The organism is Actinoplanes sp. NBRC 101535 (assembly GCF_030269225.1).
GTDB classification, from domain to species: domain Bacteria; phylum Actinomycetota; class Actinomycetes; order Mycobacteriales; family Micromonosporaceae; genus Actinoplanes; species Actinoplanes rectilineatus.
This window is the reverse complement of record NZ_BSSY01000007.1, coordinates 271,028-293,111: the sequence shown is the minus strand read 5'-3', so window position 1 is coordinate 293,111 and position 22,084 is coordinate 271,028. Positions and strand designations below refer to the sequence as shown.

Below are 22,084 nucleotides of genomic sequence, written 5' to 3'. Positions count from 1 at the left end.
AGAGCTCAGTCGAGCGTGCCCAGTGCGGCCGGGGTGAACGTGGTGATGTCGCCCGCCCGCCCGGACAGGGTCTTGGCCGCCCACTGCGGGTCGGCGAGCTGGGCCCGGCCCACCGCGACCAGGTCGAACTCATCGGCCTCCATCCGGTCGAGCAGCCGGTCGATGCCGGTGGCCGTGGCGGTGCCGCCCGCCATGCTGGTCATGAATTCGCCGTCCAGGCCGACCGATCCGACGGTGATCGCCGGTTTGCCGGTGAGTTTCCTGGCCCAGCCCGCCAGGTTCAGGTCGGAGCCCGCGAAGGCCGGCTCCCAGTAGCGACGGGTCGACGCGTGGAAGGCGTCCGCCCCCGCGTCGGCGAGCGTGCCGAGGATGTCCCCGAACTCCTCGGGTGTCTCGGCGATCCGGGCGTCGTAGTCGTTCATCTTCCACTGCGACAGGCGCACCACGATCGGGAAGCCGGGAGCCACCCGCTCCCGGATCGCCGCGATGATCTCCGCTGCGAACCGGGCCCGGGACCGCGCGTCCCCGCCGTAGCCGTCGGTGCGCCGGTTGGTGACCGGCCACAGGAACTGGTCGATGAGGTATCCGTGCCCGCCGTGCAGTTCGACCCCGTCGAAACCGAGGCGTTCCGCGTCCGCGGCCGCCTGCGCGAACGCCGCCACCACCGCGTCGATGTCCTGGCGGGTCATCGTCTCGCCCGGAGTCTCGGTGCCGAACAGTGCCGCGCCGACCCGGGTCAGCGGCACGCCGGACGGCCCGATCGCCGGTGCTTCCGGGTGCGGCTGGTCACCGGCGTTGCGGGCCATGCCGATGTGCTGCAGCTGCACGAGGATCCGGCCACCGGCCCGGTGGACGGCGTCGGTGACCTGCGCCCAGCCGGCCTGCGGGGCGTCGCCGTAGATCCGGGGCACCAGGTGGTGCTGCCCGGCGGACGGGTGCCCGATGTAGGTGCTCTCCGTGATGATCAGCCCGGCGCCGCCGGTCGCGCGGCGGGCGTAGTAGGCGGCCATGTCCTCGCCGGGTACCCCGTCCGGCGCGAAGCCGCGGGCCATGGCCGGCATGACGATCCGGTTCGGGAGGGTGAGCCCGCCGACGGCGATCGGCCGGGACAGGGTCTGAGCTGCGCGTTCGTTCATGCCGAGTACGCTAGAACCTGACGTTCACGTGAGATTCAAGTCCGTGTGAGGGAGACCACCATGCGCATCGGCGACCTGGCCGTCCAGACCGGGGTGAGCGTACGGGCGCTGCGCTACTACGAGGAGCAGGGTCTGCTCGTGCCGCAGCGCAGCTCCGGCGGCCACCGGCATTATCCGGAGACCGCCGTCGGGCACGTCCGGATCATCCAGCAGTTCTACGCCGCCGGGGTGCCCAGCCGGACGATCGCGGCGATGCTGACCGACGCCGAGAGCGGCACCGCGACGCCCGAGGTGATCGCCCTGCTCACCGCCGAACGCGAGCGCATCGAGCAGCGTTACGCCGAGATCGTCGCCGCCCGCGACCGGCTCGACGTCATCATCGCCGGCGCGTCCGCGACCCTGCGCAGCGGCCGCTCCTGCCGGGTCGCGGACGGCTTCGAGAAAGAGCAGAACTAGACACGTTTCGTGGTCAGGCTGCAAAGCCCACCCCCGTGGTGACTTCGGGCGCGCCGAACACCCGAACCCACCACACCCCCACGGGCGTGTTGAATACGGGCGCGCTGGACACCCCAAATCAACACGCCCGTGGGGGTGTGGTGAGTACGGGCGCGCTGGACACCCCAAATCAACACACCCGTGGGGGTGTGGTGAGTACGGGCGCGCTGGACGCCACAAATCAACACGCGGGCCCTGGTGGCGAAACGTGTCTAGGGCAGGACGACCACGCCGTCGTCGTCGCTGACCACCACGGCGCCCGGGGTGAAGCGGCAGTTGCCGAACTCCAGGATGACGTCCCGCTCCCCCGCGCCGGTCTTGCCGCTCTTGCGCGGGTTCGAGCCGAGCGCCTTGATGCCGACCGGCAGTTCGCACAGCGCGGCCACGTCCCGGACCGCGCCGTTGATGACCGCTCCGGACCATCCGTTGTCGACGGCCAGGCCGGCGATGATGTCCCCCATCAGCGCGGTGTGCACCGACCCGCCGCCGTCGACCACGAGCACCCGCCCGTCGCCGGGCTCGCCGAGCACCGACTTGAGCAGGGCGTTGTCCTGGAAGCAGGACACCGTGACGGCCGGACCGCTGAAGTGGGCCACCCCACCGAACTGCCGCAGCTGGGTGTCGCAGGACGCCAGTTTGTCCCCGTACTCGTCATAGAGGTCTGCGGTCTTCTTCATCTGATCTTCTCCTTGCGCAAGACGGCCACCGTCGATCATGCGGTACGCGCAGCGACTCCTCGCCGGACCGAGACCGTGAGACCGATCATGACGCCGGCGGCCACCACCCAGCCGACGCCGTCACCGAGCGCGTAGTCACCGGCGAAACCGCCGTCCGGGGCACCGCCCGCGACGAGCGCGACCAGGCAGACCGCCGCGAACAGCATGGGGGCGACCACAGTGACCCGCTCGGCCGGAGTGTCGTCCCGGCGGCGTCGCACGAGGGCGGCCAGGGCGTCCGGCCAGCACACGTTCGGATCGCGGCAGTCCGGCGTCCCGGCGTCGTCCAGCCATCCTTGCACCGTGGTCGCCGCGGTGATGAGGTAGCCGGTCGCTGCGGCGGCGATCAGTCCGGTTCCGATCAGGTACGGCCATCGTCCACGCTCGATCACGCCGCCACCGTAGCGAAACCCGGCAAACAGGTCAGAGCGTGACGGCGGCGCCGGACCGGATCGCCTCGGTGAGCGGGCCGGACGCCAGGGGGAACTCCAGCCGGGTGGCTCCGGCGTCGACGATCAGCAGGTGGACGTCGCGGTAGCGGGGGTGCGGGCCGAGCCGGATGTCGGTGATCCGGGCCCGGGGCAGGACGGTGCGGGCCGTCGACAGGTCGTCGCCGCCGCCGGTGAACCAGTCCCGGCGGTGCAGGATCTGGATCTCCCGGTCGTCGGCGGCGACGATCGAGGCGTGCAGGGTCGTCGGCCACACGAGGCGATAGAGCCGTTCGAGCGGCGCGAGCGGGACGGCCACGTGGCGCGAGGAGGCGTTGACCAGGCGCATCGCCGGTTCCTCGGCGGTCAGCCGGCGATAGTCGGTCACCAGTCCGGTGTCCTCCCGGCCCAGACGGACCTCGCCGGCCGGCTGTTCCACCCCGGTCGAACCGGTGACGTCCGCGGGCAGATAGTGGCTTCGCAGCAGCCGGACGAGGTCGCGGATCGGGGCGTTGGCCGAGCCGTTGTACGCCACCGCCACCGTCTGCCCGTCCACGGTGTGCACGAGCAGACGGCCGTTGAGCAGGCGCACACTGTCCGCGATCGCCGCGATGCCGTCGAGGGGCACCCGGATCGTGTCGTACGCGTCGTCGCGCCGCCGCAGCACGGTCAGGTGTTCCGGGTCCACGGCGAGGACGTAGTCGTACAGGTGCATGCCGGGGTGGGCGTTGCGGCGTTCGATGTCGCGGGGCACCTTGAGCACGAGCCGGTAGGCGGCCGGGTCGAGCGCTCCCTGGTAGAGGCGGGGCAGGTCACCGGCGTCGTGGACCTCGTCGATCCAGGGTCCGAAGCGGTCGAACTCAGGGGTGCTGGTCACAGCGACGAGCCTAACCGGAGATGATCACTCAACTTACCGGCACCATAAGTGCGGAAAAAAACGGACAGATTGTCCGTTGCGGACCGGCTGCTCCCGAGTGACAGTGAGATCCACTTCGGGAGGTGTCCGACATGCGAGTGGGTGTCCGAACCTGGCTGCGCCCCATCCTGTGGGTCGTCGTCATGGCCGTGCTGGTCACCGGAGTGTCCGTCCTGGTCTTGCGGCGGCAACCCCCGACCGAGGACGAACTGCTCCGGCAGGCCGGCCTCGGCGACACCCTGTACATCGGCGCCACCGGCACCCAGCCCGGCATCAGCGACCGCAACCCGAGGACCAGCCGCTGGTCCGGATTCGACGTCGACATCGCGCTGATGATCGCCGGGGCGCTGCGGATCCCCCGCGACGACGTGAAGTTCTGCCGAATCCGGGTCGAGGACCGGGGCCGGGGCACGTCCGCCGACCCGGACTGCGGCGGACATCCGCTGCACATGGTGGTCGCCGCGTACAGCATGACGCCGGACCGGGTGAAGGCCCACGCGCTGGCCGGGCCCTACCTGGTGACCACGTCCTCGGTGCTCACCCGCCGCGGGCATCCGACGGTCAAGACCCTGCGGGACCTCAAGGGCGAGTCGGTCTGCATGGCCGGGACCGCCACCTCGCAGTCCCTGCTGGAACGGGCCGGTGCCGACGTGCGGGCCACCGAGGACACCGTCGCCTGCGTCCGGCAACTGCTGGCCGGCGGCGTCGACGCGGTCAGCACCGACACCGCGATCCTGGCCGGTTTCCTGCGGCAGCACCGCGGCAGGCTGGCCATCCACAACATCAGCTCGGACGTCGACGAGAGGTGGGGCGTCAACGTCCTCGGCAACGATCCGCTGCGGACGCTGGTGGATCTCGCCCTGGAGCAGGCCCGGGCCTCCGGCGCCTGGAGGCAGGTGTTCCGGCGATGGTTCGGCGAGAAGACCACGACCCTGGTCGGCCAGCAGGTGGCCGAACCGGTCCAGCCGAAGGTGTTCGAGCCGCCCCGGGTCCGGCGACTCCCCTGGGACCGCCGGACCTGCTGAGCCGGCCGGCCGGCGACCGGCAGTGGCTGCTCGCCACGCTGCCGGCGCTGCCGATCCTGCTGCTGGCGTTGCGCCTGTGGTTCCTCAGCCAGCGCGACGGGCCGACCATGCTGCTCCTGCTGCAGTACGTCAGCCCGCTCGGCCTGTTCACGTCGTTGCTCGGTGCGGTGTTCTGGGCGCTGCCCGCGACCCTGTTGATCGGGCGGCTGCTGGGCCTGCTGCTGCTGGCGAGCGCCCGCCCCGGCGAGCCGCCGCGGATGTCGGCGCCGCTGCGGCTGGCCACCCGGGCGCCCGGGTGGCTGGTGGCGACGGCCGTGCTGCTGGCCGCGCTGACCTGGCAGCTGCGGTTCCTGCCGATCCTGGCGATGACGGCGCTGCTCGGGTTCGCCCTCCAGGAGCGGGGCCGGCGGCCGGTCCTGGCCACGATCCTGCCGCTGGCCTGCGCGGCGGCGCTGACCGTCGTGTTCGGCCCGGTCGCGGTCCGGGCCTGGAACACCGACCCGATGCTGGAGTGCCGGCTCACCGCGGTCCTGCTGCTGCTCCCGCCGCTGGTGACGCCGGTGCTGGCCGGTCCGGTCGCGGCCGCGTTCGCCGGGCGGGTGGTGCGCTACCTCAGCGCCACCCTGATGGTGCTGCTGCCGGTGTTCGTCGCGGCGGTCTTCATCCGGGTGCCGGTGCTGCCCACCATCGCGGTGCAAATCCTCGGGCCGGAGCCGGCGACGGTGCACGGCTCGGTCCTGGACATCGACGAGCAGGGCATGGTCCTGCTGGACGTGCAGGGCCGGGTGCGGTTCATCAGCAACGACGAGGTGGGCGCGCGGACGCTGTGCCCGGACTCCTCGCACGTCGTCACCACGAACCTGGCGCTCGACGTCTGGCCGGTCGAGTACACCGCCCTCGAACAGCTGCTCCCCCGCGCACTGACCTCAGACCCCTGCTAGCACCATCGGGCCCCGCGTGGTGATTTCGGGCGTCCAGCGCGCCTGAAATCACCACGCGGACAGGCTTCGCGCTCTGACCGCGGAACGTGTCAAGAGTGGCCCCCGCCGAACGGCGGGGGCCAACATGTACCACCTAGCGGATCAGAGGAGGCTCTGGTCCTTCAGCCACTGCTTGGCGACCTGCTCGGGGCGCGCGCCGTCCACCGAGACCTGCTTGTTCAGCTCGGTCATCACGTCCTGGGTGAGGGCCGCAGCGATCGGGTCGAAGATCGTCTTCAGAGCCGCGGCGTTGGCGTCGTAGTACTCCGAGCGGAACACCGGCGCCGCGTTGTAGAGCGGGAAGAAGTTCTTGTCGTCCTCGAGGACCACCAGGTCGAGGGCCTTGATCCGGCCGTCGGTGGTGAACACCTCGCCGAAGTTGCAGGGGTCCTGTTTGTCGGTCGAGGTGTAGACGATGCCGGTGTCCAGGACGGTCACGTTGGCCGCCGGGACCTCGAAGCCGTACTTCTTCTGCAGGCCGGGCAGACCGTCGTCACGGGTGGAGAACTCGCTCTCCACGCACATCGTCGCGGCGGCCGGGTTCGCTGCCAGATCGGAGATCGTGGTGGGGCTGCCCAGCTTCTCCGCGGCCTTGCGGCTGTACGCCAGACCGTACGTGTTGTTGAAGGTGGCCGGGGTCATCCAGACCAGCTTGTTGTCGGCCAGGTCCTTCTCGGACACCTTCTGCCACTGTTCGGCGGAGTCGGCGATCGGCTCGGTGTTCTGGAAGAAGCTGATCCAGGCGGTGCCGGTGTACTCCCAGTAGACGTCGACCTGGCCCGCGGTCAACGCCGCCCGTGCTGCGTTCGTACCCCCGAGATTGGTCTCGTCCTTGACCTTGGCCCCGGCGTTCTCCAGGGCGAGCTTGGTGATCTGCCCGAGGACGAGCTGCTCGTCGAAGTCCTTGGAGCCGACGGTGACCGAGGTGCCGGCCAGCGGGCCGTCACCGCCGGAGCTCTCGTCCGATCCGCATGCGGCGCTCGAGAACACGAGGCCGAGGCCGGCGGCGAGCACAGTGGTCTTGCGGAAGATGTTCACGAGAAAACCTTTCTAGAGCCCACGAGGGGTGAGCAGTTCTTCGACGGCGGCGGCGAGCCAGTCCACGAGCAGCGCGAGGCCGGAGGCCAGGACCGCGCCGACGATCAGGACCGGGGTGCGGTCCAGCTGGATTCCCTGGAAGATGACGTAGCCCAGGGCCTGGACGCCGAAGAAGGTCGCCAGGGTGGCGGTGCCGATGTTGAGGATCAGGGCGGTGCGGATGCCGGCCAGCACGACCGGGACCGCGAGCGGGAGCTCGATGCGCAGCAGGGTCTGCATCGGCGACATGCCCATCCCGCGGGCCGATTTGACCAGGGTCTGGTCGACCTGCTGCAGGCCCACCATGGTGTTGCGCAGGATCGGCAGCGCGGAGTACGCGACCAGGCCGAAGACGACCGACTCGAAGCCCACGCCGGCCAGCAGCACGACCAGGGTGATCAGGCCGAGCGACGGGATCGCCTGTCCGAGATTGCCCAGCACCAGCACGACCGGCGCGACGAACCGCGCGGATCGCCGGGTGGCCAGGATGCCGAGCGGGACGGCCACCGCGATCACGATGACCGTGGACACCGCGGCGAGCTGCAGGTGTTCGATCACCCGTTTGGTCAGCTCACCGGCGTTCAGGGTGCGCTGCTCGATGCTGTCCAGCTCCTGCGCGGAGACCCAGGCGTAGAGCGCCGTGCCCACCACGGCCAGGAAGAGCGGCATCCCCAGCCACTGCCGCAGGGTCCATCTCCCCCGCGGGGCACGCTTCGCCTCGAATTCAAGCTCATGGGGTACGCGTGAAGCGGTCGTCACCATCAGCCGGCCACCTTCGCCGCCCGGTAGAACTCGCTGCTGTCGCGCTGGACCGACCGGGTCGCCACCATGACCGTCTCGAAGTCGAGAAGGCCCTGGAAACCGCCGTCGCCGTCGACCACGAGCGCGACGCCCGCGTTCGAGGTGAGCATCTCGTTGAGCGCGTACGACAGTGTCGCGGCGCTCTCCACCAGGGCGCTCACCGGCTGACCGGCCCGGTGCAGGTCGCCGTCGGCCCGTTCCAGGTCGGCGGCGTCCACCCACCGCTGCGGGCGCCCCTGACCGTCGAGCAGCAGCAGCGCCGACCGTTCCGACTTCGCCAGCCGGTCGCGCGCCTCGGCGGCCGTGCCGTCGATCCGCGCGGTCACCGCGCCGGTGTCCAGCGCGACGTCGCCGACCAGGCTGAGGTTGAGCCGCTTCAGCGACGCGCCGGCGCCGATGAAGTCCTCGACGTACGTGCTGGCCGGGTTGCTGAGGATGTTCGCCGGGGTGTCGTACTGCGCGATCCGGGACCGCTCCCCCAGGATGGCGATCCGGTCGCCCAGCTTGATCGCCTCGTCGATGTCGTGTGTGACGAAGACGATGGTCTTCCTGACGGTCTGCTGCAGGCGCAGGAACTCGTTCTGCAGCCGGTCCCGGGTGATCGGGTCGATCGCGCCGAACGGCTCGTCCATCAGCATCACCGGCGGGTCGGCGGCCAGGGCCCGGGCCACGCCGATGCGCTGGCGCTGACCACCGGACAGCTCCTTCGGGTACCGCTTGCGGAACACGCCCGGCTCCAGGCCGACCAGGTCGAGCAGCTCGTCCACCCGGCCGTCGATCTTCGTCTTGTTCCAGCCGAGCAGCCTGGGCACGGTGCCGATGTTCTCGGCGACGGTGTGGTGCGGGAACAGGCCGATCTGCTGGATCACGTACCCGATCCGGCGGCGCAGCGTGTCCGGGTCGGCGGTGGTGACGTCCTCGCCGTCCAGGTGGATGCGCCCGGAGGTGGGCTCGATCAGCCGGTTGATCAGCTCCATGGTGGTGGTCTTGCCGCAACCGGACGGGCCGACCAGCACGACGATCTCGCCGCGCGGCATGTCCATGGTGACCCGGTCCACGGCCGGGAGCTGCTGACCGCGGTACTTCTTGGTCAGCTCCTCGAGCCGGATCATCGGCTCTTCCTTGGGGGCGATCTTGTCGGTGACGGTCATCGGATCCCCCTGGCGGTGGTGAGACGGCGGAGCAGGACGAACACGGCATCGAACAGCAGCGCCACCACGACGATGGCGAGCGTGCCGCCGAGCACGAAGTTCAGCGCGAACGGGCTGCCCAGCGAACGCAGCCCACGGAAGATCTCGTTGCCCAGCCCGGGCCCGTTGACCAGGGCGGCGATCGCCGCGATACCCACCACGACCTGGGTGGAGACCCGGACGCCGGTGAGCACGACCGGCCAGGCCAGCGGCAGCTCGATGCTGGTGAAGCGACGCCACGAGCCCATGCCCATGCCACGCGCCGCCCGCAGCACGAACTGGTCGACCGAACCGAGGCCGACGACGGTGTTACGGACGATGGGCAGCAGAGCATAGAGAACGAGTGCCGTCACGGCCGGCGGTGTGCCGAGCCCCAGCAACGGGATGAAGATCGCGAACAGTGCGAGCGACGGGATCGTCAGCAGCGTGGATGACACGGCGAGGATCACCGGGCGCAGCCGCGCCGAGCGGTGCGCGAGGACGCCGAGGGCGCAGCCCAGGACGAGGGCGATACCAATCGAGAGGGCGACGACGACGACATGGTCGACGGCATCACTGAATAGGAACTCCGCGTTATCGACGAGATATTCGTAGAAATCCATAGGCTTTCTTCGGGCCGGGGACAATTAAATGCGCGCCATCAGGGCGGCACGCAGGCGATCCAGCACGTCCAAGGAGTGTGGAACAGCCGTGCAGTACAAGTTGATCATTCAACTCGAACAACCGTAGAGCAATGTCCAGAGGCCTGACATGACAGTTCCATGACTTTTTACGGCGCAACGTGACAGTCGCAACAATAAATGTGCGAGGTTGCTTTCCTCGAGTTGCGAAGAGATAACGATGCATTTATGGTCCGGCGCCGCCACCGGCCGCGCCGGATCGGCCGTTACCTTTTCGTGACGAATATGGATGGTGGGCCACTCCCGGGAGTGGCCCACCATCCATATTCGTCACGATCACACCGCCACGAGGCAGTGCCCGTCCTCACATCGGAGCGAGCTTGCGGACGGCAGCACCGGCGGCCTCGGCCAGGGTGAGCTCGTGGGTGCGGTAGTAACCGGTCAGGACCACGGCCACCGCGACGCGGCCGGACACCACCACCCCGGCCTCGGCGAACAGGGCGTCCACGTAGGCGTTCGGGTCACTGACCGCCTTGACGGCGATCTCGATGCCGACCGCGCCGGTGGCGTCACCCAGCGACGGGAGGGCGGCCGGCGTGAACTTGATCGTGTAGCGGGGCGTCTCGACCTGCGGGCAACGGTCGGGCAAGGCGGCGAGAGTGGCCGCGGACCGGCGGGCCGCGGACTCGCCCGGGGCGGAGAGCACCTCGGTCAGAGTCTCCACCTCGAGGGCCTGCCGGTCCCGGGTGACGAAGACGGCCTTCACCGCGTGCGCGGGCCGGGTGTCGACCGGGAGGCGGCACAGGTCGCCGCGTTTCAGCAGTTCCCCGATCAGATCGGTGTACGGGTCGGGCCACGACGAGGTGTATCGGGGCGGCAGGTCCTTCGCCACGAGCAGCTTCCCGGTCAGGTCGGCCGGAGGTTCGGCAACGGCCGGTGCGGGGTGGACGACGAGCAGCACGGCCGCGATGCAGGCGTGGACGACAGAGCGCACGGTCTCCCCCTCGAGTGGATCTCTCCTCGGAAAGATAGGGCGATCCGGGCGCCTCCCCTACGCAGAGGCGCGATGACATCACGGAAAGCATCACTTGGGGTGACCCGTCCGGCGCGCCTGCGGTGGTCTCTTTCGGTGCCTCTTCGCCGGAACCCCGACAACGGGGCATCGATCATGGACTGCGGCGGCGTACCGTGCCGGGCGTGCGCCGAAGCGTGATGGCCGGAGTCGTCCTGCTACTCCTCGCCCTGTTCGGACTGACGGTCACCCTGCGCGGCACGGTGACGACCGCCCGCGCGATGAGCCTGCGCAACTGGCACGACGACGCGGTGACCCTGCTGACCTCGCAGGCCGAGGACCTGGCGGCCCGCGGGCAGAGCGACGCCGCTGCGCAGCTGCTCGACGAGGCACGGCAGCGGCGGGAGTCCGCCGCGCGCTTCGACAGCGACGTCCGTGAGGGGACGATCGCCACCACGGTGATCGCGCTCGTCACGGCACTGCTGGCCGTCCTCGGGGCACGGCCGGTGCTGCGCCACCGGCGGGACTCGCTCTACCGCGACGTGGTGACCGGGCCGCCACCGGTGACCACCGCTGCCGCCGCGGGGCCGTCGACGGTCTTCCTCTCGTACTCCAGAAAAGACGCGGCAACCGTGCGGCCGCTGCACGACGCCCTGGTGGCACGGGGCCGCGAGATGTGGGTCGACTGGACCGGCATCGCGCCGACCGCCGACTGGATGCAGGAGATCGTCCGGGCGATCGAACGCGCGGACGCGGTGCTGTTCGTGGTCAGCCCCGACTCGCTGGACTCGCGGACCTGCCGGGAGGAACTCGCCCACGCGGTCGCCGCCGGCAAGCGGATCATCCCGGTGCTGGTCCGCGACGTCGACGGCACCGGCGTGCCCGAACACCTGGGACGCCTGCACTGGGTGACGTGCCGGACCGGCGAACCGCTGGACACCGCCGTCGACGACATCGTCGAGGCGATCGACCTGGACTTCTCCTGGGTGCAACTGCACACCTGGCTGTACGTGCGGGCCCGCGAATGGGACGCGAACGGGCGCGACCCGGGATCGCTGCTCGGCGGCGCCGACCTGAACCGGGCCCGGTCGGCGGTGCTGGTGGCGAACGGCCGCCATCCCGCCCTGACCGAGCTGCACCAGGAGTACGTGGCGGCGGCCGAGCAGAACGCGGTGGCCCGCACCCGCAAGGAACGCGGCGGCGCCTACCTGGCATCGCTGGCGTTCGGGGTGCTGTTCCCGGCGATCATCTACTCGGTGGCGTTCGACGAGATCAGCGAGAGCGGGCTGGTCATGCTCACCCCGGTGTGGGTGATGGCCCTGGTCTTCGGCATCACCGGCCTGACCGCGCGGCGGGCGACGTGGCGGCGGCCGGTGCTGGCGGTGGTCGCCGGGCTGGGCGCCCTGGCCGTCTTCTTCGAGGCCGTCTTCCCCGTCCTCTGACCGGTGGCTTGGTCACCTCACCATGGCCACGATCATGGTGGCCGCGCCGACGGCGAGCACGATGTCGATCAGCGTCGCGTGGGTGCGGACGCCGATCCGTTCGACGACGCGCCGCGCGATCACCGAACCGGCCAGGAGCGCGCCGCCGACCAGCAGACCCCGCACGACCACCACGGCGGGAAGCGCCCCGGCCGCACCGAAGGTGGCGAGTTTCCCGGCGTAGATCAGCAGCGATGCCGCGGCCTCACTGCCCAGGAAGGCGCCACCGCCGAGCCCGTAACCGGTGAACACCGGAACACTCAGCGGCCCGGTCGAGAACAGCATGCCGGTGAGGAACCCGACGACCGCCCCGGCCACGATCATGTGCCGGACGCGGAACCGCCACCGCGCGGCCACCCCGGTCCGCCGCGCGACGATCATCGCCAGGAAGAACGCGGCGATCACCCCGTCCGCCACCGCCTGCGGAATCGTCAACAGCACCCGCGCGCCGAGGACCGCGGCCGGGACACCCCCTGCGGCGTACGCGACGGTGGGCCGCCACGCGATCACCCGCCACCAGGCGACGACCCGCCCGAGGTTCCCCAGCACCGCGGCGATCGCCATGACCGGCACGGCTACGCGCGGCCCGTACGCCCAGAGCAGCGCCGGCAGCAGCACCAGCGAGGCCCCGGTCCCGACCACGCCACTGAGCACCCCGGCCACGACCGCAAGCAGCACCAGCAGAAGGACGGTCAGCATCGGACGTCCGACCCCGCCACCACCAGGCCGCACCGCTCACCACGACGACGAAAACGGCCAAGCCGGGGCTCAGGGGCCACCGCCGGTTCATGACCGGCAGTAGACCACGCCCCGGCCGGCACGATCAGGCGAAACCGCGGAAGATGCCGTCGCCCTCGACGTTGTCGGCGAAGTCGTCCCAGTCCATGTTCGCGAGCGACAGGTTGTTCTCCACCGACCACAGCTCGGCGGCGACGACACGGAACGTGGTGCCGTAACGCGAGCCGGGCCCCTGCTCCTCGTCCTCGCCGTCCCCGTCTTCGTCGTCGTCCTCGTCGTCCTCGTCCTCGTCCTCGTCCTCGTCGTCCTCGTCGAGGTTGATGACGAGGATCGGGAACTCCGGGTGGGCCAGCGCCAACTCGTCCGCGACGAGCACGAACGACTGCTTCGGATCGGCGGGGACCAGCGTGAGCAGCCGGGCCGGGGTCACGCCGTCGTAGGCCGGGTCGTCGACGACCTCGAAGGAGGCGGTGAACCCGTCCCTGGCACTCGGCGCGGCGGCCGCCTTCACGAGAGCGGCCCATTCCTCGGGGTACGCGAAATTGGTGCGGACCAGCAGGGGCGAGTCCACGTCAGGCAGGTTCAGTTCCGTCACAGCGACGAGGATAGGGTGCCCCGGCGGACGGGTGGTCCGCCGGGGCGTACCCCTCAGAGGGTCTTGCCCTTGATCTTGATGATCTCGGTCTCGCTGACGCTGGCCGGCTCCAGGACCCGGTGCAGGAACTCGCGGGTCCGGTCCTCGCGCGGGTTGCCGAACACCTCGGCGGGCGGGCCCTGTTCGACGATCACGCCGCCGTCCATGAAGACCACCCGGGAGGCGACCTCGCGGGCGAACGCCATCTCGTGCGTGACCACCAGCATCGTCATGCCCTCGGCGGCCAGGCCCCGCATGACCGCCAGCACCTCACCCACCAGCTCCGGGTCGAGGGCACTGGTCGGCTCGTCGAAGAGCATCAGCTGCGGATCCATCGCCAGGGCACGGGCGATGGCGACCCGCTGCTGCTGGCCGCCGGAGAGCTGTGCCGGGTACGCCTTCGCCTTCTCGCTCAGGCCGACCCGGCCCAGGTTCGCCGCCGCGATCCGGTCCGCCTCGGCCTTGCCGCGTTTCAGGACACGGCGCTGGGCGATCGTCACGTTCTCCCGCACGGTCAGGTGACCGAACAGGTTGAACTGCTGGAACACCATGCCGATGCCGCGCCGGACCTCGTCGATGTCGCAGTCCGGGTCGGTCACCTCGACGCCGGCCACCCGGATCGAACCGGACGTCGGCTCCTCCAGCAGGTTCACGCAGCGCAGCAGCGTGGACTTGCCGGAACCGGACGGGCCGATGACGCACACGACCTCGCCCGGCTCGACCGTCAGGTCGATGCCGCGCAGCACCTCCAGGCTGCCGAAGGACTTGTGCAGGTCACTGATCTCGATGGTGGACATCGTGCTCACCTCTCCCTTCCGGCCCGGCGTTCCAGCCCGCGGACCAGCTGCGACAACGGCAGCGTGATCACCAGGTAGAGCAGGCCCGCCACGACCAGCGGCGTCGGGTTGACCAGCGTGTTCAGCGTGTCCCCGGCGAACTTCGTCAGTTCGATCGTCGTCGACGTGACGCCGAGGACGTACACCAGGGAGGTGTCCTTGGTCAGCAGGATGATCTCGTTGGTGAGCGGCGGGATGACGATCCGGAACGCCTGCGGCAGCACGATCGAGATCATCGCCCGGGTGTGCGACATGCCCAGCGTCCGGGCCGCCTCCAGCTGCCCCTTCGGGACCGCCTGGATGCCGGCCCGGATCGTCTCCGCCATGTACGCCGCAGCGGTAAGACCCAGACCGACCGTCACCGAACCGTAGACGCCGCCGGGGATCTCCCGGTCCGGGAACGCCAGCGGCACGCCGTACCCGACCATGAACAGCACCAGCAGCGCCGGCAGCCCACGGAACAGTTCGATGTACGCCGTGGCGAACCACCGGTACGGCAGGACCGACGACAGCCGCATCAGCGCGAGCACCAGCCCGAGCGTCAGACCGAACACGAACGCCATCAGGGTGTAGAGGATCGTGTTGCGCAGGGCGATCGTGATCGCCTCGGGGAACATCCCGGTGGCGACGTCACGCCGGAAGAACGCCTCGGACAGACGGGCCCAGTCCGCGGCACCCACCACGGCCAGGATCGCCAGCCCGAAGACGACATAACCGGCGACGCGCGCGATGCGCCGCCGGCGTCGGGGACTCAGCTTCATAGGATCAGCTGGCCGGCTTCTCGCCGATCCATTCCGCGTAGATCTTGTCGTACGTGCCGTCGGAACGGGCCGCGGTGAGCGCCTCGTTGATCGCCTTCAGCAGCTCGGTGTTGCCCTTCTTGACGGCGAAACCGTACTGCTCACCGGTGTCGAAGCCGGTGGCGACGGCTACCTTGCCGGGGTTGGCCTTGATGTACTCGTTCCAGACCGGCAGGTCGTTGACGGCGGCGTCGACCTGGTTGGTGGTCAGCGCCTGCTGCAGCGCGGCGAGGTCCTTGTAGGAGACGACGGTGATGTCGAGCTTCTTCTCCGCGACCTGGCCCTTGACGTAGTCCTCGCCGGTGGTGCCGCCCTGCGTGCCGACCCGCTTGCCGGCGAGCTCCTCGAGGGTCTTGACCTCCTTGCCGGGTACGACCGCAAGCGCCTGGGTGGCGTCGAAGTACGGGTCGGCGAAGTCGAGCACCTTCTTGCGCTCGTCGGTGATGGTCATGCCGGCCGCGGCCACGTCACACTTGCCCGCGTTCAGGTCGGAACCCGACTTGATGCCCTCGAACGGCGTGTCGACGATCTCCTGGGTGACGCTGAGCTTGGTGGCGACCAGGTCGATCAGCGCCACGTCGAAGCCGACGACCTTGCCGCTGGTGTCCTTGGACTGGAACGGCGCGTACGGCAGGTGGGTGCACGTGGTCAGCGCCCCCGCCTTGATCAGCTTCACCCCGGTGTCGGTGGTGACGCTGGTGTCCTCCTTGGCACAGCCCGCCACGCCGCTGACCGCCAGAATCGTGGCGGCTGCCAGTCCGGTCGCTCTATGAATGCCCCGCATGTTCATATGTCACTCCCTGTGATAACCCACACCCGCAGTGGGTTATCACAGGCTAATCCACGGCTGTCGACGTGCTGATCCCGCCATGGCCGGAACGCCCCCGGGCGGCCTCGGCCGGCCAGCCGGCACACCCGGGCTGACCGGCGGCCGGGGACTCATGGGCGGCTCCTGCCCGTCCGGCGAGGGCGCTCCGAAGAGCACCTTCTACGCCGACACGGCGCGGCGGGTCTCCCCGATCGGCAAGGTCTCCGCCGGGGCGGCCGTTAAAGTCGGCGGCCATGGGAGTCCTCACCTTCAGCCTCAACGTCACCCTGGACGGTTGCGTCGACCACCAGGAGGGCATCGCCGACGACGAGACGCACGCCCACTTCACCCGGCTCCTGCACGAGGGCGGCGCGATGCTGTGGGGCCGGATCACCTACGAGATGATGGAAGGCTACTGGCCGGCCGTCGCCCGCGGCGACGTGGACGCGCCGCCGGCCATCCGCGAGTGGGCGGTCGCCCTGGAGGCGAAACCGAAGTACGTGGTGTCGTCGACCCGCACCGACTTCCCGTGGACCAACAGCCACCACGTCACCGGCGACCTGCGCGAGGCCGTGCAGAAGCTCAAGGACGCCACCCCGGCCGGGGTCCTGCTCGGCAGCGGCACACTGGCGACGGAGCTCGACCGTCTCGACCTGATCGACGAGTACCAGCTGCTCATCCACCCGATGATCACCGGCCACGGCCCGAAGCTGTACCAGGGCGGCCTGCCCAGCACCCGTCGGCTCGAGCTGATCGCCGCACGGCCACTCAGCAACGGCGCGGTCGCCATGCACTACCGCCGCGCGCGCTGATTACCTGAGCAAGGCCGCAAAGGACCAGCTCACCGGCCGGAAGGAGGCGAGTTGCCGACCGGACCAACCCCACGAAACCATGACATCATGACCTTCCTTTCGTACGCCGACCCGAAAACCGATCGACGGCCTGCGGCACATCGTCGAGACCGGCCTCGTTCGACCGGGACATCAGGACCGTTCCCCGACCGAACGGCTTCGGCGAATGGCTACCACGAGTTTCCAGCCTAGACACGTTTCGTGGTCAGGGTGCGAAGCCCATCCGCGTGGTGACTTCGGGCGCGCTGGACGCCCCAATTCACCACACCCCTGGTGGTGTGGTGATTACGGGCGCGCTGGACGCCCGAAATCACCACGCTGTTGTGGGTGTGGTGAATACGGGCGCGCTGAGCGCCCGAAATCACCACAGAGGCAGACCCTGACTGCGATTAGGTGTCTAGCGGCCGGAACTCGGTGCGGCGCCCGCACTCACCCTCCTCGCCCGCCAACCGCTTCGACGTCCGCACACCTTGCTCAGCGCCCGAACCCCACACCAGCACCGACCGTCAACAACGTCGGTCCTCGCTGCTCGACAGAGCCCATAAGGACACCCCGCGCGTACGGGGACGACTACGCACGCCGGCCACGGTGTTCGCGCTCTGGAGGAGGGAAGACCTCCGCGCGTGCGGGGGGACGACGCCGCGGTGGGGAACAGTGTGGCGCCGTTGAGCGGAAGACCCCCGCGCGTGCGGGGACGACCACGGACGAGTGGCCGGGCACCCCTACCCGGGGGGATCCCGCGCGTGCGGGGACGACGCCTTCACCCCTGCGGGTTTGGTCCACGTTCCGGGAAGACCCCCGCGCGTGCGGGGACGGCGGCCCGAGAGCGGCCCGGCGCGATCAGGTCGAGGGAAGACCCCCGCGCGTGCGGGGACGACGTCCCAGGTGCCGTGGGCGCGGGTCACCACGATGGAAGACCCCCGCGCGTGCGGGAACGACGTCGCAGCGGGGGCAGTCCATGGTGCGGGCCAGGGAAGACCCCCGCGCGTGCGGGGACGACTTCTCCTCGAGGCGGGCCAGGGCGTCACGCACGGGAAGACCCCCGCGCGTGCGGGGACGACGGTTGATGTCCGCGGCCACCCGCATCCACTCGGGGAAGACCCCCGCGCGTGCGGGGACGACCCTTGCTGAGGCGCCGGAACCGGCCAGGCAGGAGGAAGACCCCCGCGCGTGCGGGGACGACGGGCGTCTGGTCGGTCATGGGTGTCTCCTCGGGGGAAGACCCCCGCGCGTGCGGGGACGACCGACGCCTCCGAGCGGGCCGCCCTGGAGCAGGCGGAAGACCCCCGCGCGTGCGGGGACGACCCACCGAAGGCGGTCCACAGGCCGTTGAGGACCGGAAGACCCCCGCGCGTACGGGGACGACGACCCAGTCGCCCCATACGGCGTGCCGGCGGCCGGAAGACCCCCGCGCGTGCGGGGACGACCACCTCTGACCTGGCGTGTATCACCCCTGATACGGAAGACCCCCGCGCGTGCGGGGACGACTGGTCAGACGGTCTGACCGCCGACGAAGGAGAAGAAGACCCCCGCGCGTGCGGGGACGACGAGTTCACCCCCTCCCACCTCTCCGGCTGGAGCTAGAAGACCCCCGCGCGTGCGGGGACGACGCTTGCTGAACTGCGGTTTTATCGCCGTGATCGTGCCATCAGAATCAGTCCGTCGAGATCGGTGGGGTGCAAACGATCTCGGCCCGCGGTTCGCACTGTCCAACCTTGCTCGTTGTGTGCCGGCTCGATCATGATGACCTGGCCGTCGTGGATCCGATCGCTGAGCAGGTTCCAGAGACGGTCACGAACCCGAGAACTGGGATTGCCGACGAACACTCCTGCCGCGATCTCAACCATCCACCGAGTCAGGTGGCCGCGGAGCCCTTCGGCAGCGGCAATGAGCACGACGACGGTCACCAGTCCACCTGCTGCGATTCGTCGATTTCAGGCCCGGTGACGCCCACATAGGCGCTGTCATCGAAGTCGTCGGCGTAGTCACCGGCCCAGTTGACGCCGCCGGGCACCGCGCCGGCCTGTTCATCCCAGAGCAGGTTGGCGTCCGCTTCGGGGGTGTCCTCCGAGGTGTCGAGCAAAAGTTCCTTGACGTCTTTGACCACCCGCGACATGAGCTTCCCGTCAGCAACCTTGTCGCGAAACGCCAGGCGAATTCTGCGTTCGTCGGTGTGCCCGGCGGCGGCCAGGTCGAACGCCAGGGGAATGGTGTAGTCGGCTTTGTAGAGGTCGGCGATGTCGAGGACGAACGAGGTAGCGCCGCCGGTGTGGACGAAGCCGAGGGCGGGGCTGGCACCAATCCCGACGATCGCGGCGTGGCAGATCGCGTACAGGCAGGCGTGGCCTGCGGACAGCAGACGGTTGACGTCGTCGCCTGCCTCGAACGGCTCGCCGGGTTTGTACTGGCGACCGTTCCAAGGAACGTTCGTGCGCAGGGAATGGTGCCGATAGATCTTCTTGACGCGAGCGCCTTCCCTCCCCCGAAGCTGCTGCATGTTCAGACCGTTCACGTCTTCGCCGGGAAACCGTTTCGCGTACATGGTTCGGGCGACGGCGAGCCGTTGCGGGGTTCGGGTGACGAGGTACGCCTGGCGATGGATGAGGGTGGCACCGCGGGTGGGGCCGAGACCGCTGGCGTAAAGGCGTACGCCATGCTCGCCGACCCAGCAGATGGTGGTCCCGGAGTCCGCGAGAAGGGCGGCAGCGGCATGGGTGATCCGAGTGCCCGGCCCGAGGAGCACACTGGCGATCATGGCGGCGGGAACGCGAATGGTTCGTTCCCGATTGACCAGCACGATGGCGTTGTCAGCCCGATCGACGTGACATCGCTCAATATAGATCGTGGACAGTCGATCGCTGACCCGGTGCAGGTCTTGGGGGTTGGCCAGCCACCACATCAGGTGCCGCTTCTCGGCCGAGGGGGCGCAATCGTGATGAGCCCCATCCCGTACGCCTTTCCCGGTCCGACTCCGTTCAGGAGGGCGCTTCGCGCGGCTTCGGGATCGGTGATGCGGACGAGACCGTTGAAGGTCGCGGTTTGCAGAACAACCTGGTCACCGCCCCCTTTGCGAAAGCTGACCCGGTCCCGGGAGCTCAGCTGTACGGCCGGAATACCTTGGTCGTCCACAACCGGCTCGAAGCCCCACTTGTCGAGCCGGGTCGTGAGCCATTTCCATTGATGGGCGGCGGTGCGGTGCGGCACTCGGACTCCGCGCGGCCGGTCACGGGCGAGGCGTTCTTTCTGCTCGACGGAGGGTTTGTCGGGGTTTCTGGCCGAGCCGACGGTGTTGGCTTTGAGCCGGAAGGAGAACTCTCGGCCAACAGCGACGGCGGCGAGGACGGCTTCGTAGGGCATGACGAGGATCTGCGGTTCCTCGCTGTCCGGCCAGCCGGCCCTGTCTACGATGTGCTGCCAGGAAGGCCGGTGCCGGGTGAGAACCACCAATTGAAGGCGGTGTTCGGTACCGGGGGCACTTTCCAGGCGCCACAGGACTCGCTCGTCAGGGGCCGGTTCGCTGAATCCGCCGAGGGTGGCGGCATGCACCGCCCTCGGGTTACGCAGATAGGCCTGTGTTTCGGTGCGCAGTGGATTGAGCCAGATGCGTGATAGATAAGGCATGGCGGGCTCGCTATTCCATGAAGGCGAACGGGCTGTGTTCATCGGGCGCGGGACCGCCATCGGTCGGCGCCGGCGGATTGACCCATATATGGCGGACGGTCCTGGTGGCATAGCTCCGATGCAACGGATCGAAACTGCGGGGAAGGTCGGAGCGCACCTCGTCGCCGGTAACATCGTCGATGGTTGCCGGCAGCGGCTGGCCACCTCCTCGCCGCCCGCCTTCCCGGGGAACGGTCTGCAGAACCTCGATCAGACTGCCGGGCCAGAATGGCCCTTGCGATCCGGGATACGGGAGAAGCAGGGGCTGAGTCGGCGGACAGGAACGTCGGCCGAGAGCCAAGGGAAAAAGCGGCGTGGCCAAAGCATTTCGTAGATCGCAAATCAGAGGGTGCGGCCCGAGTATCGCTGCCACGAATACAGCGTCCTGCAGGTAGAACCGGGTGGTGACATAGGTGTTCTTGGCGGGGGATGTGCTTTTCTGCCGGCCGCGGTTGTTGGTCTGCGCCGATGGCAGTGGGCTTCCGTCCAGGTTGCTCGCGGTGTGGTAATCCCGCAGGAGCGTGCCGGCACGGTCGGTCCGTACGCCGAGGCTGAGGCCGAGCAGATCTTCGATCGGGTCCTGCCTACGACGCCCCTGGGCGGCGGCAAGCAGTCCGATGATGCCGCTCTTTGTGGGTTCGGGCATGGTGTCGCGACGGTTGAAGGGGCTGGGTCCGCCCCAGGACTGCAGCGGTGCCGCAAGACGGAGGACCAGGCAGTGCGACTCCGGTGCCGCGGTCACCGGGGACCGGCCCACTGGGCGGATACCGTCTCCTGCACCGCGGTGAGAAGTCCGCTGAAGGTGAACGCGGGTCCGAGCTTCTCCGGTTCCGGCAGAACATCCTGGTGGTAGACCGAGGCCACGGCCACCGGGTTGATGCCCCATGTCTCGGCAGCGCGGAGGAGTTCCTTGTCAAGCCGCTTGATCGATTCGGCCGCCTGGCCCGTTCGGGAGTAGACCGGTTTCTCGAAGGCGGAAACCAAGTTGACGGGCTGGTCTCGGCGAACGGCGACGCTCATCAGCTGAGGAAGAGCCTGGTGCGCAAAGCTGTTCTGGTGTCCGCTCGGCACCGAATAGGCGAATGCTTCGAGGAATGCGGTCAGGGCGGCTTGCGCAGCGTCCTGGTCGCCGTCGAGATTCTCCACGAGCTGGTGCACACCGACTGTGGCGAAACGGTAGAGGGTGGCGGAGGTGAACTCGACAGTGCCGATCATCCCGGCGCCGTTGTCGTCGTGGTTGGCGTCATCGACAGCGGTGTAGTAGTCGAATTCGATCTCCGCTGCATGGGTGCTGATCGCGTGCGCGACCTGGGTGGCAGCGTCGACGTTGAGACTGGGCAGATCGGCGACCATTCGTCCGAAAAGGGCCACATCGATCGGATGCCCGCTGGCCAGAATCGGCAGGATGGCGAGGTTCTTGTCGGCTACGGCCTTGTCGAGAGCATCATCGGGAAGCGCCACCAGTTCCATCGCCCGGTCGGCAACCAGGTCCACGATACGGTCCAACTGGTGGTGGCCGTAGAACAGCAGGTAGGAGCTCTCCTCCGCCTTCTTCTTGCTCGCGGTGAGACCAAGCTGGCCGAGCATGGCGACGGACAGTCGCCGGCTGTCCTCAGCGGAAAGGCCGGTACGGGCTGCGATCCGCTCGCCGAGTTCACGTCCGATCCGCTTGGTTCGGGTGCCAAGTTTCTCGTCCGGCAGGCCGAGCCGGTCGGCGAACGCCTTCCTGGTCGCACGTTTCCAGGCCTGCGACGAGACACGTGCTCGTCGCGCGCCGCCGTACACCGCCTGTTTGGGACTTCCCGCATCGTCACGGTTGACGTTGGACGGCGGCAGCGACTGGATGATGTGCACATCGACGTAGAGCGGCTGGTTCACTG

General features: G+C 69.1%; 24 protein-coding genes and 1 CRISPR repeat array. Of the genes, 5 read left to right on the top strand and 19 right to left on the bottom strand.

Annotation, left to right across the window (positions count from 1 at the left end):
- Positions 1 to 5: 5 nt before the first annotated feature.
- Entirely contained in the window at positions 6 to 1,136 is a 1,131-nt protein-coding gene (locus QSK32_RS21575; RefSeq protein WP_285472932.1) for an NADH:flavin oxidoreductase, read from the bottom strand.
- A 60-nt stretch (positions 1,137 to 1,196) separates the two neighbouring features.
- On the opposite strand from QSK32_RS21575, the gene QSK32_RS21570 reads away from it, so the two are divergent.
- Positions 1,197 to 1,592, top strand: coding sequence for a MerR family transcriptional regulator (locus tag QSK32_RS21570; protein ID WP_285472931.1), 396 nt, complete (start codon positions 1,197 to 1,199; stop codon positions 1,590 to 1,592).
- A 251-nt stretch (positions 1,593 to 1,843) separates the two neighbouring features.
- On the opposite strand, the gene rraA is transcribed toward QSK32_RS21570, so the two are convergent.
- Genes rraA through QSK32_RS21555 form a run of 3 tightly spaced genes read right to left on the bottom strand, consistent with a single transcriptional unit; the run spans position 1,844 to position 3,652 of the window.
- Positions 1,844 to 2,308 (bottom strand): ribonuclease E activity regulator RraA, encoded by a 465-nt coding sequence (gene rraA, locus QSK32_RS21565; protein WP_285472930.1) that lies wholly within the window; start codon positions 2,306 to 2,308, stop codon positions 1,844 to 1,846.
- A gap of 35 nt (positions 2,309 to 2,343) precedes the next feature.
- Positions 2,344 to 2,739: a hypothetical protein gene (locus QSK32_RS21560; RefSeq protein WP_285472929.1), complete on the bottom strand. Its 396-nt coding sequence runs from the start codon at positions 2,737 to 2,739 to the stop codon at positions 2,344 to 2,346.
- A 31-nt stretch (positions 2,740 to 2,770) separates the two neighbouring features.
- Positions 2,771 to 3,652 (bottom strand): hypothetical protein, encoded by an 882-nt coding sequence (locus tag QSK32_RS21555; protein ID WP_285472928.1) that lies wholly within the window; start codon positions 3,650 to 3,652, stop codon positions 2,771 to 2,773.
- A 131-nt stretch (positions 3,653 to 3,783) separates the two neighbouring features.
- Here QSK32_RS21555 and QSK32_RS21550 point away from each other — a divergent pair, with 131 nt between their 5' ends.
- The gene (locus QSK32_RS21550) at positions 3,784 to 4,716 is read left to right on the top strand and encodes a transporter substrate-binding domain-containing protein (RefSeq protein ID WP_285472927.1); all 933 of its coding nucleotides are present in this window, start codon (positions 3,784 to 3,786) and stop codon (positions 4,714 to 4,716) included.
- A complete protein-coding gene (locus tag QSK32_RS21545; protein WP_285472926.1) occupies positions 4,599 to 5,657 on the top strand; it encodes a hypothetical protein in 1,059 nt (352 codons plus the stop codon). Before QSK32_RS21550 ends, QSK32_RS21545 begins: the two co-directional genes overlap by 118 nt.
- 141 nt (positions 5,658 to 5,798) lie before the next feature.
- On the opposite strand, the gene QSK32_RS21540 is transcribed toward QSK32_RS21545, so the two are convergent.
- The 5 genes from QSK32_RS21540 to QSK32_RS21520 form a co-directional block, all read right to left on the bottom strand.
- Positions 5,799 to 6,734 (bottom strand): glycine betaine ABC transporter substrate-binding protein, encoded by a 936-nt coding sequence (locus tag QSK32_RS21540; protein ID WP_285472925.1) that lies wholly within the window; start codon positions 6,732 to 6,734, stop codon positions 5,799 to 5,801.
- Between the two features lie 12 nt (positions 6,735 to 6,746).
- Positions 6,747 to 7,535, bottom strand: coding sequence for an ABC transporter permease (locus tag QSK32_RS21535; RefSeq protein ID WP_045743620.1), 789 nt, complete (start codon positions 7,533 to 7,535; stop codon positions 6,747 to 6,749).
- Positions 7,535 to 8,725 carry an ABC transporter ATP-binding protein gene (locus tag QSK32_RS21530; RefSeq protein ID WP_285472924.1) on the bottom strand — a complete coding sequence of 397 codons (1,191 nt, stop codon included), beginning with the start codon at positions 8,723 to 8,725 and terminating at the stop codon, positions 7,535 to 7,537. The genes QSK32_RS21535 and QSK32_RS21530 overlap by 1 nt, the downstream gene beginning before the upstream one ends.
- On the bottom strand, positions 8,722 to 9,366 hold the full coding sequence (locus tag QSK32_RS21525) for an ABC transporter permease (protein ID WP_045743622.1): 645 nt from the start codon (positions 9,364 to 9,366) through the stop codon (positions 8,722 to 8,724). Before QSK32_RS21525 ends, QSK32_RS21530 begins: the two co-directional genes overlap by 4 nt.
- A gap of 382 nt (positions 9,367 to 9,748) precedes the next feature.
- Positions 9,749 to 10,378, bottom strand: a complete 630-nt coding sequence (locus QSK32_RS21520) for a hypothetical protein (protein ID WP_285472923.1) — start codon at positions 10,376 to 10,378, stop codon at positions 9,749 to 9,751.
- A gap of 203 nt (positions 10,379 to 10,581) precedes the next feature.
- On the opposite strand from QSK32_RS21520, the gene QSK32_RS21515 reads away from it, so the two are divergent.
- Positions 10,582 to 11,838 (top strand): toll/interleukin-1 receptor domain-containing protein, encoded by a 1,257-nt coding sequence (locus tag QSK32_RS21515; protein ID WP_285472922.1) that lies wholly within the window; start codon positions 10,582 to 10,584, stop codon positions 11,836 to 11,838.
- 12 nt (positions 11,839 to 11,850) lie between these two features.
- Here QSK32_RS21515 and QSK32_RS21510 read toward each other — a convergent pair whose 3' ends face one another.
- From QSK32_RS21510 to QSK32_RS21490, 5 genes are all read right to left on the bottom strand, one after another.
- Complete coding sequence (locus tag QSK32_RS21510; protein WP_285472921.1) at positions 11,851 to 12,576, bottom strand: sulfite exporter TauE/SafE family protein; 726 nt, start codon at positions 12,574 to 12,576, stop codon at positions 11,851 to 11,853.
- 124 nt (positions 12,577 to 12,700) lie between these two features.
- Positions 12,701 to 13,210: a DUF6924 domain-containing protein gene (locus tag QSK32_RS21505; RefSeq protein WP_285472920.1), complete on the bottom strand. Its 510-nt coding sequence runs from the start codon at positions 13,208 to 13,210 to the stop codon at positions 12,701 to 12,703.
- 53 nt (positions 13,211 to 13,263) lie between these two features.
- A complete protein-coding gene (locus tag QSK32_RS21500) occupies positions 13,264 to 14,046 on the bottom strand; it encodes an amino acid ABC transporter ATP-binding protein (protein ID WP_285472919.1) in 783 nt (260 codons plus the stop codon).
- 5 nt (positions 14,047 to 14,051) lie between these two features.
- The gene (locus QSK32_RS21495) at positions 14,052 to 14,846 is read right to left on the bottom strand and encodes an amino acid ABC transporter permease (protein ID WP_045743627.1); all 795 of its coding nucleotides are present in this window, start codon (positions 14,844 to 14,846) and stop codon (positions 14,052 to 14,054) included.
- A gap of 4 nt (positions 14,847 to 14,850) precedes the next feature.
- Positions 14,851 to 15,675 carry a transporter substrate-binding domain-containing protein gene (locus QSK32_RS21490; RefSeq protein WP_285472918.1) on the bottom strand — a complete coding sequence of 275 codons (825 nt, stop codon included), beginning with the start codon at positions 15,673 to 15,675 and terminating at the stop codon, positions 14,851 to 14,853.
- Positions 15,676 to 15,947: 272 nt separating this feature from the next.
- Between QSK32_RS21490 and QSK32_RS21485 the strand changes: the two genes are divergently transcribed.
- A complete protein-coding gene (locus QSK32_RS21485; RefSeq protein WP_285472917.1) occupies positions 15,948 to 16,505 on the top strand; it encodes a dihydrofolate reductase family protein in 558 nt (185 codons plus the stop codon).
- Positions 16,506 to 17,215: 710 nt separating this feature from the next.
- Positions 17,216 to 18,154: direct repeats of the CRISPR family, unit length 28 nt; unit sequence GGAAGACCCCCGCGCGTGCGGGGACGAC.
- Between the two features lie 18 nt (positions 18,155 to 18,172).
- On the opposite strand, the gene cas2e is transcribed toward QSK32_RS21485, so the two are convergent.
- Genes cas2e through cas7e form a run of 5 tightly spaced genes read right to left on the bottom strand, consistent with a single transcriptional unit; the run spans position 18,173 to position 22,082 of the window.
- Positions 18,173 to 18,451, bottom strand: coding sequence for a type I-E CRISPR-associated endoribonuclease Cas2e (cas2e, locus tag QSK32_RS21480; RefSeq protein ID WP_285472916.1), 279 nt, complete (start codon positions 18,449 to 18,451; stop codon positions 18,173 to 18,175).
- Complete coding sequence (gene cas1e / locus QSK32_RS21475; RefSeq protein ID WP_285472915.1) at positions 18,448 to 19,443, bottom strand: type I-E CRISPR-associated endonuclease Cas1e; 996 nt, start codon at positions 19,441 to 19,443, stop codon at positions 18,448 to 18,450. The genes cas2e and cas1e overlap by 4 nt, the downstream gene beginning before the upstream one ends.
- A complete protein-coding gene (gene cas6e, locus QSK32_RS21470) occupies positions 19,443 to 20,165 on the bottom strand; it encodes a type I-E CRISPR-associated protein Cas6/Cse3/CasE (RefSeq protein ID WP_285472914.1) in 723 nt (240 codons plus the stop codon). Before cas6e ends, cas1e begins: the two co-directional genes overlap by 1 nt.
- 10 nt (positions 20,166 to 20,175) lie before the next feature.
- Entirely contained in the window at positions 20,176 to 20,946 is a 771-nt protein-coding gene (gene cas5e, locus QSK32_RS21465) for a type I-E CRISPR-associated protein Cas5/CasD (protein ID WP_285472913.1), read from the bottom strand.
- Positions 20,943 to 22,082, bottom strand: coding sequence for a type I-E CRISPR-associated protein Cas7/Cse4/CasC (gene cas7e, locus QSK32_RS21460; protein WP_285472912.1), 1,140 nt, complete (start codon positions 22,080 to 22,082; stop codon positions 20,943 to 20,945). Before cas7e ends, cas5e begins: the two co-directional genes overlap by 4 nt.
- Positions 22,083 to 22,084 lie beyond the last annotated feature (2 nt).